This window comes from Kitasatospora sp. NA04385 (assembly GCF_013364235.1).
Lineage (GTDB): Bacteria > Actinomycetota > Actinomycetes > Streptomycetales > Streptomycetaceae > Kitasatospora.
Genome location: NZ_CP054919.1, coordinates 5835783 through 5851441, shown reverse-complemented (window position 1 = coordinate 5851441; position 15659 = coordinate 5835783). Strand labels below are relative to the sequence as shown.

Annotated in this window: 11 protein-coding genes and 2 pseudogenes; 3 read left to right on the top strand and 10 right to left on the bottom strand. The window is 74.0% G+C overall.

Translation table 11 applies throughout. The annotated features are described in order from the left end of the window. Nucleotides 1–16 precede the first annotated feature (16 nt). Nucleotides 17–368 (bottom strand): annotated as a pseudogene (locus tag HUT16_RS38535) (IS5/IS1182 family transposase); the annotation flags it as partial. On the opposite strand from HUT16_RS38535, the pseudogene HUT16_RS25980 reads away from it, so the two are divergent. Then, a pseudogene (locus HUT16_RS25980) lies at nt 366–746 on the top strand (NUDIX domain-containing protein); the annotation flags it as partial. The pseudogenes HUT16_RS38535 and HUT16_RS25980 sit on opposite strands and share 3 nt — an antisense overlap. A 69-nt stretch (nt 747–815) precedes the next feature. On the opposite strand, the gene HUT16_RS25975 reads toward HUT16_RS25980, so the two are convergent. Continuing rightward, entirely contained in the window at nt 816–1745 is a 930-nt protein-coding gene (locus HUT16_RS25975) for a proline dehydrogenase family protein (protein WP_176190470.1), read from the bottom strand. 85 nt (nt 1746–1830) lie between these two features. Further along, nucleotides 1831–3459, bottom strand: coding sequence for an L-glutamate gamma-semialdehyde dehydrogenase (pruA, locus tag HUT16_RS25970; RefSeq protein ID WP_176190469.1), 1629 nt, complete (start codon nt 3457–3459; stop codon nt 1831–1833). Between the two features lie 294 nt (nt 3460–3753). Between pruA and HUT16_RS25965 the strand changes: the two genes are divergently transcribed. After that, nucleotides 3754–5367 carry a CdaR family transcriptional regulator gene (locus tag HUT16_RS25965; protein WP_176190468.1) on the top strand — a complete coding sequence of 538 codons (1614 nt, stop codon included), beginning with the start codon at nt 3754–3756 and terminating at the stop codon, nt 5365–5367. A gap of 62 nt (nt 5368–5429) precedes the next feature. On the opposite strand, the gene HUT16_RS25960 is transcribed toward HUT16_RS25965, so the two are convergent. The 3 genes from HUT16_RS25960 to HUT16_RS25950 form a co-directional block, all read right to left on the bottom strand. Continuing rightward, the gene (locus HUT16_RS25960) at nt 5430–6947 is read right to left on the bottom strand and encodes an alkaline phosphatase PhoX (protein ID WP_176190467.1); all 1518 of its coding nucleotides are present in this window, start codon (nt 6945–6947) and stop codon (nt 5430–5432) included. 168 nt (nt 6948–7115) lie between these two features. Continuing rightward, nucleotides 7116–8186 carry a hypothetical protein gene (locus HUT16_RS25955; protein WP_176190466.1) on the bottom strand — a complete coding sequence of 357 codons (1071 nt, stop codon included), beginning with the start codon at nt 8184–8186 and terminating at the stop codon, nt 7116–7118. 143 nt (nt 8187–8329) lie between these two features. Continuing rightward, nucleotides 8330–9916 (bottom strand): hypothetical protein, encoded by a 1587-nt coding sequence (locus HUT16_RS25950; RefSeq protein ID WP_176190465.1) that lies wholly within the window; start codon nt 9914–9916, stop codon nt 8330–8332. 377 nt (nt 9917–10293) lie between these two features. Here HUT16_RS25950 and HUT16_RS25945 point away from each other — a divergent pair, with 377 nt between their 5' ends. Further along, nucleotides 10294–11619, top strand: a complete 1326-nt coding sequence (locus HUT16_RS25945) for an MFS transporter (RefSeq protein WP_176190464.1) — start codon at nt 10294–10296, stop codon at nt 11617–11619. Between the two features lie 1106 nt (nt 11620–12725). Here the strand turns inward: HUT16_RS25945 and HUT16_RS25940 are convergent. From HUT16_RS25940 to sufC, 4 genes are all read right to left on the bottom strand, one after another. Further along, on the bottom strand, nt 12726–13013 hold the full coding sequence (locus tag HUT16_RS25940; protein WP_051055973.1) for a metal-sulfur cluster assembly factor: 288 nt from the start codon (nt 13011–13013) through the stop codon (nt 12726–12728). Nucleotides 13014–13164: 151 nt separating this feature from the next. Then, entirely contained in the window at nt 13165–13617 is a 453-nt protein-coding gene (sufU, locus tag HUT16_RS25935; RefSeq protein WP_176190462.1) for a Fe-S cluster assembly sulfur transfer protein SufU, read from the bottom strand. Nucleotides 13618–13628: 11 nt separating this feature from the next. Next, nucleotides 13629–14891 (bottom strand): cysteine desulfurase, encoded by a 1263-nt coding sequence (locus tag HUT16_RS25930; protein ID WP_176190461.1) that lies wholly within the window; start codon nt 14889–14891, stop codon nt 13629–13631. Beyond that, a complete protein-coding gene (gene sufC, locus HUT16_RS25925) occupies nt 14888–15652 on the bottom strand; it encodes a Fe-S cluster assembly ATPase SufC (RefSeq protein WP_176190460.1) in 765 nt (254 codons plus the stop codon). The genes HUT16_RS25930 and sufC overlap by 4 nt, the downstream gene beginning before the upstream one ends. Between the last annotated feature and the right edge of the window lie 7 nt (nt 15653–15659).

The following is a 15659-nucleotide window of genomic DNA, read 5'->3' as shown; positions in this document are numbered from 1 at the left end:
GCTGTGACGCGTCAGTCACGGCGCGGAAGCCCTTCAGCCTGTTGATCAGGCGCTCGACCTCGCTGCGGCGTTGTACGCGGCGCGATGGAAGGAGGGTGGCCGGCCACCCGCTGAACCCCGGGCCGGCCGGTGGCCCACCTGATCCTTCTTCTCCGGGATGCCGTGGGAGATTTGGCGTCTGCGCAGGTAGATCCGCATCCGGCGGCAGCTGGTGAATCCTGCTCGTCAGGCCGCCGCGGGATCGTCCGAGCCCCTCGCCGACGCGATGACGGACCGGGACCGCCCCCCCCTTTTGAGCCGCTGGCCGGTGCGACCTTCCTTGCGCCCACGGCGTGCCGATGCGCCCGACAGGTGATTGAGTCCACGCCGGCCGCGTCCTGCTGCAACGCCGCACCGACAACGGCATGTGGGCGCTGCCCGGCGGCGCGATGGAGTTGGGCGAATCGCTCGCGGGGTGCGGCGTCCGGGAGACCCGGGAGGAGACCGGGCTCGACGTCGAGATCACCGGGATCGTCGGCACGTACACCAACCCCGGGCACGTCTTCGCGTACGACGACGGCGAGGTCCGCCAGGAGTTCAGCATCTGCCTGCTGGGGCGGCCGCTGGGCGGTGAACTCCGGGTCTCCGACGAGTCGTTCGAGGTGGCCTGGTTCACCCCGCAGCAGACCGACGACCTGCCGATGGTGCCGAGCATCCGCAAGCGGATCACCGACTGGCGCTCCGGCCGCATCCCGGTCGTGCGCTGAGCCGACGACCTCCTGCACCACCGGCGGCGGAGCCTGATCCGGCTCCGCCGCCGGTCATGTGGCTCATCGTCAGCCGCGGGTGGCCATCGCGCGCAGGAAGAAGGTCAGGTTCGCGGGCCGCTCCGCGAGGCGGCGCATGAAGTAGCCGTACCACTCCTGGCCGTAGGGGAGGTAGACGCGCATGGTGTTGCCGGCCTCGGCGAGGCGGAGCTGCTCCTCGGGGCGGATGCCGTAGAGCATCTGGTACTCGAAGGAGGTGGCGTCGCGCTTGTTCCACTCGGCGAGCTGCCCGGCGATCTTGATCATGTTGGGGTCGTGCGAGGCCACCATCGGGTAGCCCTCGCCGGCCATCAGGACCTTGAGCGCGCGGACGTAGGCGAGGTCGACGTCCCGCTTGCCCTGGAAGGCGACCGACTCGGGCTCCTTGTAGGCGCCCTTGCACAGGCGCACCCGGGAGCCCTCGTGGGCGAGGTCGCGGCAGTCGGCCTCGGTGCGGCGCAGGTAGGCCTGGAGGACGACGCCCAGCCACGGGAAGTCGGCGCGCAGCTCGCGGGCGATGGCCAGGGTGGAGTCGGTGGTGGTGTGGTCCTCCATGTCGAGGGTCACGGTGGTGCCCGCGTCGGCGGCGGCCTCGCAGATCCGGCGGGCGTTCTCCAGGGCGATCTTCTCGCCGTCCACGGGGAGGAACTGGCCGACGGCGGAGAGCTTGACCGAGACCTCGGCGTCCGCGGCGAGGCCGGTCTCCTTGAGCGCGGTCAGCAGGTGCTCGTAGGCGAGGGCGGTACCGGCGGCCTGGTCGGCGTCCTTGGTGTCCTCGCCGAGGTGGTCGAGGGTGACCTTGCGGCCGTCGGCCACCAGCTTCTCGGTGGCGGCCACGCCCTGGTCGAGCAGGTCACCGGCGACGAAGCGCTCGACGATCGCGTGGGTGGGCGGGAACTTCTCGACCATGGTGCGCACCTGCGGGGAGCGCGAGGCGGCGAGGAGGACGGAACGGAGCATCGTGGACTCCCGGCGAAGCGGATCAGCTGGAAAGAAGAGGGGGACGGCCGGCCGGGGGTGGTGGCCGGCCGTCGAGGGGGCTCGGTCAGCCCATGTGCGGGTAGCGGTAGTCCGTCGGCGGGACGAACGTCTCCTTGATGGAGCGGGTGGACGTCCAGCGCATCAGGTTCTGCTTCGCGCCGGCCTTGTCGTTGGTGCCGGAGGCCCGGCCGCCGCCGAAGGGCTGCTGGCCGACCACGGCGCCGGTCGGCTTGTCGTTGATGTAGAAGTTGCCGGCGGCGTTGCGCAGCACCCGCATCGCGTGCTGCACGGCCTCGCGGTCCTGGGCGATGATCGAGCCGGTCAGGCCGTACGAGGAGACCGACTCCATCTGCGCGAGCATCTCGTCGTACTGCTCGTCCTGGTAGACGTGCACCGAGAGGATCGGGCCGAAGTACTCGTCCCGGAAGTACTCGGCGGCCGGGTCCTGGCAGACCAGCACGGTCGGGCGGACGAACCAGCCGACCGAGTCGTCGTACGTGCCGCCGGCCAGCACCTCGACCTGCGGGTCGGCCTTGGCCCGGTCGATGGCGGCCTTGTTCTTGGCGAAGGAGCGCTCGTCGATGACGGCGCCCATGAAGTTGGCGAGGTCGGTGACGTCGCCCATGGTGAGCCACTCGACCTCGTCGCGGAAGTCGTCCTTGATCTCGGCCCAGAGCGAGGCCGGGACGTACGCGCGGGACAGCGCCGAGCATTTCTGGCCCTGGTACTCGAAGGCGCCGCGGGTCATCGCGGTCTTCAGCACGGCCGGGTCGGCGGACGGGTGGGCGACCAGGAAGTCCTTGCCGCCGGTCTCGCCGACGATCCGCGGGTAGGTGCGGTAGCCGGAGATGTTCTCGCCGACGGTGCGCCACAGGTGCTGGAAGGTCGGGGTGGAGCCGGTGAAGTGGATGCCGGCCAGCGCGGGGTGCTTCAGGGCGACCTCGGAGACGGCCAGGCCGTCGCCGGTGACCATGTTGATGACGCCCTTGGGCAGGCCCGCGGCCTCCAGCAGCCGCATCAGGTAGTGCGCGGCGAACTGCTGGGTGGGGGACGGCTTCCAGATCACCACGTTGCCCATCAGCGCGGGCGCGGTCGGCAGGTTGCCGGCGATCGCGGTGAAGTTGAACGGGGTGATCGCGTAGACGAAGCCCTCCAGCGGGCGGTGGTCGGTGCGGTTCCACACGCCGTCCGAGGAGATCGGCTGCTCGGCGAGGATCTGCCGGGCGAAGTGCACGTTGAAGCGCAGGAAGTCGACCAGCTCGCAGGGGGTGTCGATCTCCGCCTGCTGGGCGGTCTTCGACTGGCCGAGCATGGTGGCCGCGGCGAGGGTCTCCCGCCACGGGCCGGCCAGCAGGTCCGCGGCGCGCAGGAAGATCGCGGCGCGGGAGTCGAAGGAGAGCGCCTGCCAGGCCGGCGCGGCGGCCAGCGCGGTGTCGATGGCCTCGCGCGCGTCGTCCTGGGTGGCGTTGCGCAGGGTGCCGAGCTTCGCCGCGTGGTGGTGCGGCTGCACGACGTCGATCTCGGAGCCGCCGCCGAGGCGCTGCTCACCGTTGATCGTCATGGTCAGCTGGATCGGCCCCTGGCCGCCCAGCTCCTTCAGCTTGGCCTCCAGCCGGGCCCGTTCGGGGCTGCCGGGGGCGTAGCTGTGGACCGGCTCGTTCACCGGCGCGGGGACCTGGGTCACAGCATCCATGGCGCGCACGCTCTCCTTCTCGTCATGGGAAGCCGGCGAGGGTCGCACACCGGCCAGGAGGTAACGCTATTCCCCGTTCCGGCCCGCTCCTGTTGGCCGGACCGCCAAATTCCCCCGCACGCCGTTGTCCGCCCGGACGAACACCGTCACGCCCCGGTCACGGCCGTCTTCCCCTGTCCGGCTCGCTAAACTCGGCCCCCGGGTCTTGTCCGACCCGACGAACCCGACCCGACGAACCCGACCCGACGAACCCGACCCGACCTGCACGGCTCGCCCCGACGGAGGACCCCGCCGATGACCGGCCTCCCGCTCCGCCAGCTGCTGATGTCGCTCGGCGAGCCCCTGGTGGAGCTGCAGGCCGCGCCCGCCGGGCTGGACGTCCCGGTCCGGCACGTGTCGATCCTGGACCCGGAGGACCCGCCCACCGCGGCCCCCGGCGAACTCGTGCTGGCCATCGGCGCCCGCGGCCGGGCCGCGCTGCCCGCGCTGCGCGCCGCCGGACGGGCCCGGGCCGCCGCCGTCGCCGTGAAGCTGGACGGGCCGGGGCAGGCCGACGCGCTGCGCGAGGCCGCCACCGAGGCGGGCGTGGCGCTGCTGTCGGTGCGCCGGGAGACCCGCTGGGAGCACCTCGACTCGCTGGCCCGCACCCTGCTGTCCGGCGCGGAGGACCCCGGGGGCGCCGACGGCCCGGGCCCGGGCGGGCCCGCCACCGGCGACCTGTTCTCGCTGGCCCAGACCGTCGCCGTGCTCACCGGCGGCATCGTCTCGATCGAGGACACCTCCAGCCGGGTGCTGGCGTACTCGCGCACCTCGGAGACCGACGAGGTGGACGACCTGCGCCGGCTGTCCATCCTGGGCCGGCAGGGCCCGGAGCCGTACCTCGCCAAGCTCCGCGAGTGGGGCGTCTTCTCGCACCTGCGCGGCTCCGAGGGCGCGATCGAGATCGCCGCCCACCCGGAGCTGGGCATCCGCCGCCGGCTGGCGATCGCGATCCGCTCCGGCGCGCAGCCGCTCGGCACCATCTGGGTGCAGGAGGGCTCCCGCCCGCTGACCGACACCGCCGAGCAGGCCCTGGTCGGCGCCGCCCGGGTCGCGGCCGGCCAACTGGTGCGCCGCCGACGGGAGTTGTCGGCGGACACCCGGCTCACCCAGACCCTGCTGACCGGCCTGCTGGAGGGCTCCACCGGCCCGCAGTCGCTGGCCACCCACCTCGGCCTGGACCTGCGCCGCCCGGCCACCGTCCTCGCCTACGCCCCCGCCGCCACCGACGGCCGGGACGCCGAACTCTCCCGGGACGAGGTCACCGGCCTGATCTCGGTGCACACCGCCGCCCGGCACCGCGGCGCCCTGCTGGCCCCGGTCGACTCCCGGGTCTACGTCCTGCTGCCCGAACTCCCGCCCGGCCTGCCGGCCGCCACCCTGCGCGACTGGACGCAGGAGACCGTCGACGCCGCCCGCGACCACCTCTCCATCCCGCTGCGGGCCGCGATCGGCCCCACCGTGCCCGGCCTCGCCGACGTCCCCGCCTCCCGCGCCCAGGCCGACCGGATCCTCGACGCGATGGGCCGCGGCGGCGTCGTCCCGGACGTCGCTGCGCTCCAGGACGTCCAGGCCGAGGTGCTGGTCTCCGAGGTCCTCGCCCTGCTCCAGGACCGGCCGGAACTGCGCGACCCCCGGCTGACCGCGCTCACCGCCTACGACGCCCGCCACCACACCCGCCTGGCCGAGTCCGTGCTCGCCTACCTCGACGCCCTCGGCGAGGTCCGCACCGCCGCGGACGCCCTGCACATCCACCCCAACACCCTGCGCTACCGGGTGCGCAGGGCCGAGCAGCTCACCGGCCTCGACCTGGCCCAGCCCCAGCAGCGCCTGCTCGCCATGCTCCAACTGCGGCTGTCCGAGCACTGACCCCGCCGACAGCGGGGCCCGCCCGGGCGGCCACCGGCTCCCGGGCGGACCTCAACGGTGCGTCACATCCGGTGCCACGGACCGGTGATCGCCAGCATGATGCCCGGCTCCTGGATGTTCGCGAACAGCGTCCGCCCGTCGGGCGAGAAGGTCACGCCGGTGAACTCGCTGAACTCCGGCTCCTGCGCGGTGCCGTTGTTGAGCTCGTTGCGCGCCAGCGCGTACGTCCGCCCGTCCGAGGTGGTGCCGAACAGGTGCTGGAGGCCGTTGCCGTCCTCGGCGATGATCAGGCCGCCGTGGGGCGAGACGGTGATGTTGTCGGGGCCGTCGAAGTTGCCCTGGTCGGTCCAGATCTCGTCGTTGACGCCGAGGATGACCTTCAGGGTCAGGGTGCGCCGGGCCGGGTCGTAGAACCAGACCTGCCCGTCGTGCGGGAGCGGCGACTCCTCACGGGCGAAGGAGGAGACGAAGTAGATGCCGTTGTCGCCCCACCACATGCCCTCCAGCTTGCGGGCCCGGGTGATCTCGCCGTCCTTGAACTGCTTGCGGATCGAGGTGGTGCGGGCGTCGCGGTCCTGCACCTTGACCCAGTCGGCGCCGTACGTGGTGCCGGGCTTGGTGGCCCGGGACAGGTCGTCGACCAGCTTGCCCCGGGAGTCGAACGCCTTCAGCGCCTCCAGCACGCCGGCGTCGGCGGCCAGGGTGCGCAGCCGGCCCCTGCCGTGCCGGAAGCCGGCCGGCGGGGTCCAGCGGTAGAACAGGCCGTTGGGCTTGGCGGCGTCCTCGGTCAGGTAGGCGTGGCCGCGCCTCTCGTCGATGACGACGGCCTCGTGGGCGAACCGGCCGAGCGCCTTGATCGGCTGCGGGTTCCGGTTGGCGTCCTGGTCGTGCGGGTCGACCTCGAAGACGTAGCCGTGGTCCTTGGTGAAGCCGTTGGTCCCGGCCTTGTCCTCGGTCTCCTCGCAGGTCAGCCAGGTGCCCCACGGGGTGGCGCCACCGGCGCAGTTGGTGGCGGTGCCGGCGATGCCGACCCACTCGCGGACCTGGCGGCGGCCGTGGCCGTGGCCCCGGTCGTGGTCGTCGCCCCGGCCGTGGTCGTGGCCGTCACCGTGGCCGTGGCCGTCACCGTGGCCGGAGACCTCGACGACGGTGCAGCCGCCGGCCGCCGCCGGGTCGTAGACGTGGCCCTCCAGCAGCGGCACCGGGTGCGGCCAGTTGGCCCGCGGGCCGGCCAGCTCGTGGTTGTTGACCAGCAGGGTCGCCCCGTGGCGGCCCTCGAACGCGGCGGTGCCGTCGTGGTTGCTGGGGGTGGTCTCGCCGGTGACCAGGGTGGTCCGGCCGGAGTGCGTGACGACCTCGTACGAGAAGCCCTTCGGCAGCGCCAGCAGGCCCTTCGGGTCGGAGACCAGCTCGCCGTAGCCGACCGCGGTGTGCCCGCCCTTGGCGACGGCGGCGTCCCCGCCCGCCGGGGCGGCGATCGCGCCGGGGGCGGTGGCCAGCACCTCGGCGCTGCCGGCGATCAGGACACCTGCCCCGAGGACGGTCGAACGGTTCACGAAGTCCCGACGGGACAGCGACATGGCGGTCACTCCTGGAGGAGGGGGTGAGCTTCGGTGACCGAAAGATTCCGGGCCGCACGTGAACCGCGCGTGAATCGGACACGGCGTCAGCGTGCCGATTTACCGACCATAGAACACCCGATGACCTTCCCTTTACCGAAGGGCCGACCTGCCGCCCGTCGGGCCCGCCTACCGCCGCGCCCCGTGCTGGGTGCGCTCGACCCGCCACTGCTCCCAGGCGGTCAGCCAGGCGTCCTCGGTGCCCGACGGCAGCTCCGGCGTGCCGCCCGCCCACAGCCGCTCCCAGGCCCGCTGCGCGGGCAGGCTCGGCACCTCGCTGGCGAACGCCGTGTACCGGACGACCTCCTCCACGGCGGCCGCGCCCTCCGCGGTGCCGCTCACCCACTCCGCGTGGTGGGCCAGCCGGCTCAGGTGGTTGACCATCGAGGTGACCGCCTCGTCGGCCTCCTCCCGGGTCTCCGACGCCAGCCGCATCTGCTGGCGCACCGCCGTCTCCCACTGGTTCTGCCGCTGCTCGCCCCGCAGGTGCCGGGGCAGCCGGGCCGAGTGCCCGGCCCGCAGCTGCGCGACCACGGCCGCCGCCCGGGCGATCGCCTGCTCGACCAGCTCGCGGTGGGCCCGCAGGCCCAGCTCGGCGGGCTCCGGCTCCGGCGCGGCGGGCCGGCGGCCCGCCTGCAGCGCGGCGACCTGCCGCAGCATCGCCGTCCGGCCGACGATGTACCGCTCGAAGTCGGAGATCCGGCGCAGCTCCACCGACCCGGGCGGGACGCCGCGCCCGGTCACCGTCACCGTCGCCCCGTCCACCCGCAGCCGCCCGGCCCACACCGTGCCGTGTCCGGCGCCGGTCCGCGAGTCCTCGTGGACCTGCACCGCGTGCGGCTCGCCGTCCACGGTGATCCACTCGCGCAGCGCCCGGACCCTTCCGGCGGTGTCGCCCTCGTCGACGCCCAGGTGCTCGTAGACCCGGTCGCGCTCGTCCTCGACCGCGTCCTCCAGGTCGGGCGGCAGCACGGCCGACCCGGCCCCGGGCCGGTACGTCCGCACCGTCACGTACGGGCCCTGCGACGAGCTCCAGTCACCCGACCTGGTCTCCACCGACTCCAGTTCCCCGTCGCGGACCTCGTACGAGGCCAGCACGTCCCACCCGGGGACCCCGCCGGCCGGATGCACCCACCCGAACACCGGGAAGCCGGCCCCGGCCAGCAACCGCCGGCCGTACGCCTCCTGATCCGAGTACACCGCTTCGAGGTCCCAAGCCCCGCCCGTGCGCTGCCACTTCATCCCTCGCCGCACCCCCGGCCGCTCGCCACTCCAACGCCGCCTTACCTTACGGCCCAACGAACCTGTCGAGCCATCAGGTCGGCGCGGCCGGGGCCGCCGCCCTACCCTTGCGCCCGCAGCGAGCGGGCCTTGACCGCCGCCCGCCTGGCCTCCTTGGCGACCTTGCGGTCCAGGTGCAGTTCGCCGACCGCCTCCAGCACCTCCACCGTCATGGGGTGCGGCACCCGCCAGACCTCGCCGAAGTAGCTGGCCGGGTTGTCGGTGACCGGCAGGTCGGCGACCAGCGACTGCAGCCGGCCGCCCTCCCCGGCGGTGATCAGCATGACGGCGGCCATCGAGTCGACCACCCGCCAGAGCGCGACCTCGCGCTCCGCCGCGGCGACGTCCGCGCCCCGGGCCCGCAGCCACTCGCGGGCCAGCCCGCCCAGCTCCGGGTCGTCGACGGCCTCCAGCACCGCGGGCGAGGCGTCCGCGCCGATCTCGTTGAGGCCCAGCGCGCAGTAGTACCGGCGGACCGGCGACTGCGCGTCGTGGCCGCGGGCCCCGGCCAGCAGCTCGCGGGCGGCGTCCTGCGGGGCCCGGGCGGCGGCCCAGGCCTTCAGCTCGGGCTCGGCGAACAGCTGGCCGTTCTCGGCCAGGGAGCGCAGCAGCGCGGGCCCGTCCTGGTCGGCGAGGTCGCCGATGAGCGGGGCGTCGTAGCCGTCGGCGAGCAGCCACTCGCGCACCGCGTACTGGCCGAGCGGGGTGAGCCGGACGGTGCCGAAGCGGGCGGCGTCCTCGTCGGTGAGCGGCCGGTCGGTGTCCACCGGCTCGGCCGCCTCCGCGCCCTCCCCCTCCTCGAACAGGTCGGGGTCGATCGGGCGGTGTTCGAGCAGGCCGAGTTCGGCGAGGTCGCCGAGCATCGGGTCGAGGACGACCATCAGGTCGGTGATCTCGCCGAGCATCTCCTCGTCCGGCTCCTGCCCGTCGGGCACGACCAGCAGCGCGGCCAGCACGCCCAGCGGGACGGTCTCGGCGCCGGGCTCGGCGAACGCGGTGGCCTCGTACAGGACGTGCAGCGCCTCGTCGAGGATCTCGGCGGCCTGCTCGCGGGCGTCCTCGACCTCGGCCAGGCCCTCGGAGTCGTCGTCCGCGCTGCCCTCGACCACCTCGGGGTCGACCGACTCGGCCTCGGCGGCCAGCTCGCGCACCAACTCCGCGGCCTCGAACCACAGGCCCAGCACGGCGGCGGGCTCGCCGGCCTCGACGGCGTCCAGGTCGGGGCCCGGGATGGCGACGTGCGCGCCCTCGTCGGTGGTGCCGGTCTCCACCAGGTCGAGGTCGCAGGCCAGCGCCCAGGCCCGCATCGCCTCGACCACGTCGTCCTCGTCCGGGTCCTGCGCGCCGAGCATCCGGGCCGCCCGGACCCGGTCCTCCTCGCCGAGGTCCCCGTGCTCGTCGACCTCGCGGTGCGGGGCGATCCAGCGGGCCAGCGCGACGACCTGGGAGATCAGCGGGACGGCGAGCGCGGCGGCGGCCAGCTCGGCGTCCTCGGGGAGGGCGATCGGCGGGATCAGGACGGCCGTGTCGTCGGGGTCCTCGTCGCCGCTCTGCGCGCCGTACAGGTCGGCGAGGTCGTAGTCGGCGGGCAGCAGTCCCTCGGTCTCCGACGGCTGCTGATCAGGGGTGTTACGGCTGCGTCCGGCCATCGCGCGCGTTCTCCCGGGTGCGTCGCAGGGCACCGCCGTCCGGTGGGCGGCCCGCCCGGGGCGGCGGACGCGGGGAGCGGCGGTGCGGGCCGTGCGTGTCGGCCCGTCAACCCAGCGTATCGGCCGCCGGGGACGAACGCCTGAGCTGCGGGGTCGTCCGCCCGAACGAGTGGGGCGGTGCGTCCGAACGAGTGCCCGGCGGCACGTATCCTTCGGTGGGCGACGCGCACCACCCCCGCGCGCACGCCCCGGGACCCGGAGCGACGGCGCTCCGCGCTCCACGTACCACGTGCACACCCGCACCGTCCGGCCCGCGCCGCCACACCCCTGGCCCGGCCGTGCCCGACGGCGCCCGGCCACACCAGGAGACCCCTGCCATGGCGGACCTCTCCCCCGCCGGCCCCGGCCTGAGCACCGCTCAGTACGCCGGCCGCCGACTGTCGGAGGCCCTGCTCCCCCTGGAGCTCGCTCCCCGCAAGCAGCTCCAGCTCGCCGCGATCAGCCGCTGGAACGCGCTGCGCGGCATCCGCGTCGGCCTGGTGGCCGCCGCCCTGCTGCTGATGCTGATCGGCGCGAACCTCGCCACCCCGCTCTACCCGGTGCTGCAACAGCGCCTCGGGCTGAACCCGCTGGACACCACCGTCCTGTTCACGGTCTACGTGTTCGCGCTGGTCCCGGTGCTGGCCGCGGTCGGCCACTGGTCGGACCACTTGGGGCGGCGCGCCCTGATCCTGCCCGCGGTGGCGCTGGCCGCCGCCGGGGACGCGGTGTTCGCCACCGCCGGGTCGTTCTGGCAGCTGGCCGCCGGCCGGGCCGTGCAGGGCGTCGCGGTCGGCCTGTCCACCGGCGCGGCGGGCGCCGCCCTCGGCGACCTGCTGCCGGACCGCCCCACGCTGGCCGCCAAGCTCACCCTGGCCTGTTCGGCGGGCGGCGTCGCGCTCGGCCCGCTGGTCGGCGCCGCGCTCACCGACGACGCGAAGCCGCTGCTCGGCCCGTTCCTGCCGCACGCCGTCGCGCTGCTGGCGCTGTGCGTGCCGCTGGCCCTGGTGCACCCGCGGATGCCCGGCTCGGTCCGCCCCCCGGCCTCCCCGCCGCGCGTCACCACCCCCGCCCACCTGCGGCCGCAGCGGCTGCAGCTGCCGCGCGCCGGGCGCCGCGAGTTCCTGCTCGCCGCCGCCGCGGGCTTCGTCTCGTACGCGGTCTTCGGCGTCTACCTGGCGCTCGCCCCCGCGTTCTCCGCCTCCCTGCTGCACACCCGCTCCCCGATGGCGGGCGCGGCCGTCGCCGCCCTGCTGCTGGGCTCCTCGGCCGCCGCCCAGCTGCTCGTCCCGCCGACCTCCGACCGGGTGGTGGTCGCCGGCGGCCTGACCGGCCTGGCCGCGGGCCTGGGCCTGCTCACCACAGCCGCCGCCACCGGCACCCCCGCCCTGCTGTTCGTCGGCAGCGTGCTGGCCGGCGTCAGCCAGGGCATCGCCTTCCGCTCCCTGTTCACCGCCGCCGTCGCCGCCCTCGACCCGGCCCGCCGCGGCAGCGAGCTCTCCGCCCTCTGGGTGATCGTCTACCTGGGCTCCTCCGCCCCGATCATCGCCGTCGGCGCCCTGGTCCGCGCCTACGGCCTCCTCCCCGCCGTCACCGCCTTCGCCCTCACCGCCGCCACCGCCGCCCTCGCCCTGGCCACCACCGTCCTGCGCCGCCCCCACTGACCCGGGACCCTCCGGCCGTTCACCCGCCGGTGGCCGGATCCGCGTTGACGCCGGGGCGAAAACACCGGAGGCCGGGACGCCGGGGCGGAAACACCGGAGGCCGGGACGCCGGGGCGGAAACACCGGAGGCCGGGACGCCGGGGCGGAAACACCGGAGGCCAGGACGCCGGGGCGGAACGCCGGAGGCCAGGACGCCGGGGCGGAACGCCGGAGGCCAGGACGCCGGGGCGGAACGCCGGAGGCCAGGACGCCGGGGCGGAACGCCGGAGGCCAGGACGCCGGGGCGGAACGCCGGAGGCCAGGACGCCGGGGCGGAACGCCGGAGGCCAGGACGCCGGGGCGGAACGCCGGGGCGGAAACACCAGAGGCCAGGACGCCGGAGGCCAGGACGCCGGGGCGCTCGCCGCTACCGGTGTCCCGGCCCGCCCGGCCCCGGCCCGCCCGACCCCGGTGCGCCGGCCGCGGTGCGCCCGGGTGCGAGGAACAGGCCCACCGCGGAGTCGGCGATCTCCCACGCCCTGCCGCCGTCCACGTCCGGAACGCCGCCCGGCGGGGCCGCGCTCGCCGCCCCGGCGGGCGCGCGGGCGGGCGCGCGGGTGACCGTGCCGGTCGCGGCGGGGCGGGGCCGCTTCCGGGCCGGAGCGGAAGGGGACGGGGACCGGAGCCGNCACCGCGCTCCCGGGGGCGGGCGACGCCTCCGGCCCGGCAGCAGCGGGGGCTGAGGCGGCAGCGGAGGCGGCGACGGAGGCGGAAGCGGAGCCGGTGACCGCCGGAGCCCCGGTCGCGGTGACCGCCACCGCCGGGCCGACGTCCGCCCCGCCGTCCGCGAGGGCGGCCACCGTCGCGCCGCCCCCGCCGAAGAGGGCGACCGCCCCGGCCGCCGCCCGGCGATCCGCAGCCGTCCGCGCCGGCGCTGCGCGCGCTCGTGCCGCTCGGCCAGCGCGGCCCAGTCCGGCCGCCCGCCCGGCGGTCCGCCGTCCGACTCCGACCCGAAACCCATGGCCCCGCAGTGTAGTTCGGCCCGGGGCCGCGAGAATCCGCGCGGTTGCACGCGGAAGGGGCGGGAACCCGGAGGTTCCCGCCCCTGTCCGACCGTCGGCCACCGCTCAGACGTTGAAGCCCAGCGCGCGGAGCTGGTCGCGGCCCTCGTCGGTGATCTTGTCGGGGCCCCACGGCGGCATCCAGACCCAGTTGATCCGCAGGTCCTTGACCAGGCCGTCGGTGGCGGTGCGGGCCTGGTCCTCGATGACGTCGGTGAGGGGGCAGGCCGCGGAGGTCAGCGTCATGTCGACGGTGGCGGTGTCGTCCTCGTCGATGTGCAGGCCGTAGATCAGGCCGAGGTTGACGACGTCGATGCCCAGCTCGGGGTCGACGACGTCCATCAGGGCCTCCATGAGGTCCTCGGTGGAGACCGTCCCGGTGCTGGTGAACGCGCCGGGGCTGTCCGGCGCCTCGGCCGCGGCCGCGGGGGCCTCGGCCGTCGCAGCCTCCACGGCCTCCGCGGCCGTCTCGTTCTCGCTCATGAATCCATTGTCCTAACGGGCGTCAGTCGGTGAGGGGGGGCTGGCCGCCGAGCGCCTTGGCGGTGGCGTCCTTCCAGGCCATCCAGCTGAGCAAGGCGCACTTGACCCGGGCCGGGTACTTGGAGACCCCGGCGAAGGCGACGGCGTCCTCCAGCACCTCCTCGTCGCCCTCGGCCTGGCCCTTGCTCTGCATCAGCTCGAGGAAGGCCTCCTGGATCTGCTGGGCCTCGCCGACCGACTTGCCGACCACGAGGTCGTTGAGCACGGAGGCGGAGGCCTGGCTGATCGAGCAGCCCTGCGAGTCGTAGGAGACGTCGGCGACGACCGCGCCGTCGAGCCGCACCCGCAGGGTGATCTCGTCGCCGCAGGTCGGGTTGACGTGGTGGACCTCGGCGTCGCCGTCCCGCAGCCCCTTGCCGTGGGGGTTGCGGTAGTGGTCCAGGATGATCTCCTGGTACATCGAGTCGAGCTTCATGGCAGCCGTCCTCAGCCGAAGAAGTTGCGGACGTGGTGGAGACCGTCGATCAGCGCGTCCACCTCGCCGGGCGTGGAGTACAGGTAGAACGACGCCCTGGTGGTCGCCGGAATTCCGTACCGCAGGCAGACCGGCCGTGCGCAGTGGTGGCCGACCCGGACCGCGATGCCCTGCTCGTCGAGGACCTGGCCGACGTCGTGCGGGTGGATGTCGCCGAGCGTGAAGGAGATCGCCGCGCCGCGGTCGACGGCCGTGCGCGGGCCGATGATCCGCAGGTCGGGCACCTCGTTCAGGCGCTCGATGGCGTACGCGGTGATCGCGTGCTCGTGCGCGGCGATCCGGTCCATGCCGATGCCGGACAGGTAGTCGATGGCCGCGCCGAGCCCGACCGCCTGGGCGATCGGCGGGGTGCCGGCCTCGAACTTGTGCGGCGCGGGCGCGTAGGTGGACGAGCCCATCGTCACGGTCTCGATCATCTCGCCGCCGCCGAGGAACGGCGGGAGGTCCTCCAGCAGCTCCTGGCGGCCCCAGAGCACGCCGATGCCGGTCGGACCGACCATCTTGTGCCCGGTGAAGGCGACGAAGTCGGCCTCCAGCGCCTGCACGTCCAGCGCCATGTGCGGGGCGGCCTGCGAGGCGTCGATGGCGACCAGCGCGCCGACCGACTGCGCCTTGCGGACGATCGCGTCGACCGGGTTGACGGTGCCCAGCAGGTTGGAGACCAGCGTGAAGGAGACGATCTTCGTCTTCTCGGTGATCAGCTCGTCGATGTTCGACAGGTCGAGCCGGCCGTCGTCGGTCAGCCCGAACCACTTCAGCTTCGCGCCGGTGCGCTGCGCGAGCAGCTGCCACGGCACGATGTTGGAGTGGTGCTCCATCTCGGTGATCACGATCTCCGAGTCGGCGTCGACCTTGTACGGCTCGTCGGCCCAGCCGAGCATGTTGGCGACCAGGTTGAGCGACTCCGAGGCGTTCTTGGTGAAGATCACCTCGTTGCGGCTGGGCGCGTTGATGAACGACGCGACCTTGTCCCGGGCGCCCTCGTACAGCGCGGTGGCCTCCTCGGCGAGCACGTGCACGCCGCGGTGGACGTTGGCGTTGTGCTGCTCGTAGTAGGCGTTCAGCGCCTCCAGCACCTGGCGCGGCTTCTGCGAGGTCGCCGCGTTGTCCAGGTACACCAGGGGCTTGCCGTCGTGCAGCTGCCGCGACAGGACGGGGAAGTCCTTGCGGATGGCGTCGGTGTCGAGGAGTCCGGTCAGATGGGAATGGGTCACGCGGCAGCGCCGCCCTTCACGTAGCTCTCGTAGCCCTCTTCCTCCAGCTTGTCGGCGAGTTCGGCACCGCCGGACTCGACGATCTTGCCGGCCGCGAAGACGTGGACGTAGTCGGGCTTGATGTAGCGCAGGATGCGGGTGTAGTGGGTGACCAGCAGGGTGCCGACCTCGCCGGTCGAGCGGACCCGGTTGATGCCCTCGGAGACGATCCGCAGCGCGTCGACGTCGAGGCCGGAGTCGGTCTCGTCGAGGATCGCGATCTTCGGCTTGAGCAGCTCCAGCTGGAGGATCTCGTGGCGCTTCTTCTCGCCGCCGGAGAAGCCCTCGTTGACGTTGCGCTCGGCGAACGCCGGGTCCATGTGCAGGGCGGCCATCGCCTCCTTGACCTCCTTGACCCACAGCCGCAGCTTGGGGGCCTCGCCGCGGACGGCGGTGGCGGCGGTGCGCAGGAAGTTGGAGACCGAGACGCCGGGCACCTCGACCGGGTACTGCATGGCCAGGAAGACGCCGGCCCGGGCGCGCTCGTCGACGGACATCTCCAGCACGTCCTCGCCGTCCAGCAGCACCTGGCCGCCGGTGACGGTGTACTTCGGGTGCCCGGCCAGCGAGTAGGCCAGGGTCGACTTGCCGGAGCCGTTCGGGCCCATGATCGCGTGGGTCTCGCCCTGCTTGACGGTCAGGTCGACGCCCTTGAGGATCTCGCGCGGGCCGCCCTCGGCGTCGACGGAGACGTGCAGGTCGCGGATTTCAAGCGTTGCCATGGGGTAC

What these genes read in the sequence shown, in the direction of transcription:
- HUT16_RS25975 (WP_176190470.1), bottom strand. Translation starts at nt 1,745, where the DNA reads ATGCTCCGTTCCGTCCTCCTCGCCGCCTCGCGCTCCCCGCAGGTGCGC.
- pruA (WP_176190469.1), bottom strand. Translation starts at nt 3,459, where the DNA reads ATGGATGCTGTGACCCAGGTCCCCGCGCCGGTGAACGAGCCGGTCCAC.
- HUT16_RS25965 (WP_176190468.1), top strand. Translation starts at nt 3,754, where the DNA reads ATGACCGGCCTCCCGCTCCGCCAGCTGCTGATGTCGCTCGGCGAGCCC.
- HUT16_RS25960 (WP_176190467.1), bottom strand. Translation starts at nt 6,947, where the DNA reads ATGTCGCTGTCCCGTCGGGACTTCGTGAACCGTTCGACCGTCCTCGGG.
- HUT16_RS25950 (WP_176190465.1), bottom strand. Translation starts at nt 9,916, where the DNA reads ATGGCCGGACGCAGCCGTAACACCCCTGATCAGCAGCCGTCGGAGACC.
- HUT16_RS25945 (WP_176190464.1), top strand. Translation starts at nt 10,294, where the DNA reads ATGGCGGACCTCTCCCCCGCCGGCCCCGGCCTGAGCACCGCTCAGTAC.
- HUT16_RS25940 (WP_051055973.1), bottom strand. Translation starts at nt 13,013, where the DNA reads ATGGAGGCCCTGATGGACGTCGTCGACCCCGAGCTGGGCATCGACGTC.
- sufU (WP_176190462.1), bottom strand. Translation starts at nt 13,617, where the DNA reads ATGAAGCTCGACTCGATGTACCAGGAGATCATCCTGGACCACTACCGC.
- sufC (WP_176190460.1), bottom strand. Translation starts at nt 15,652, where the DNA reads ATGGCAACGCTTGAAATCCGCGACCTGCACGTCTCCGTCGACGCCGAG.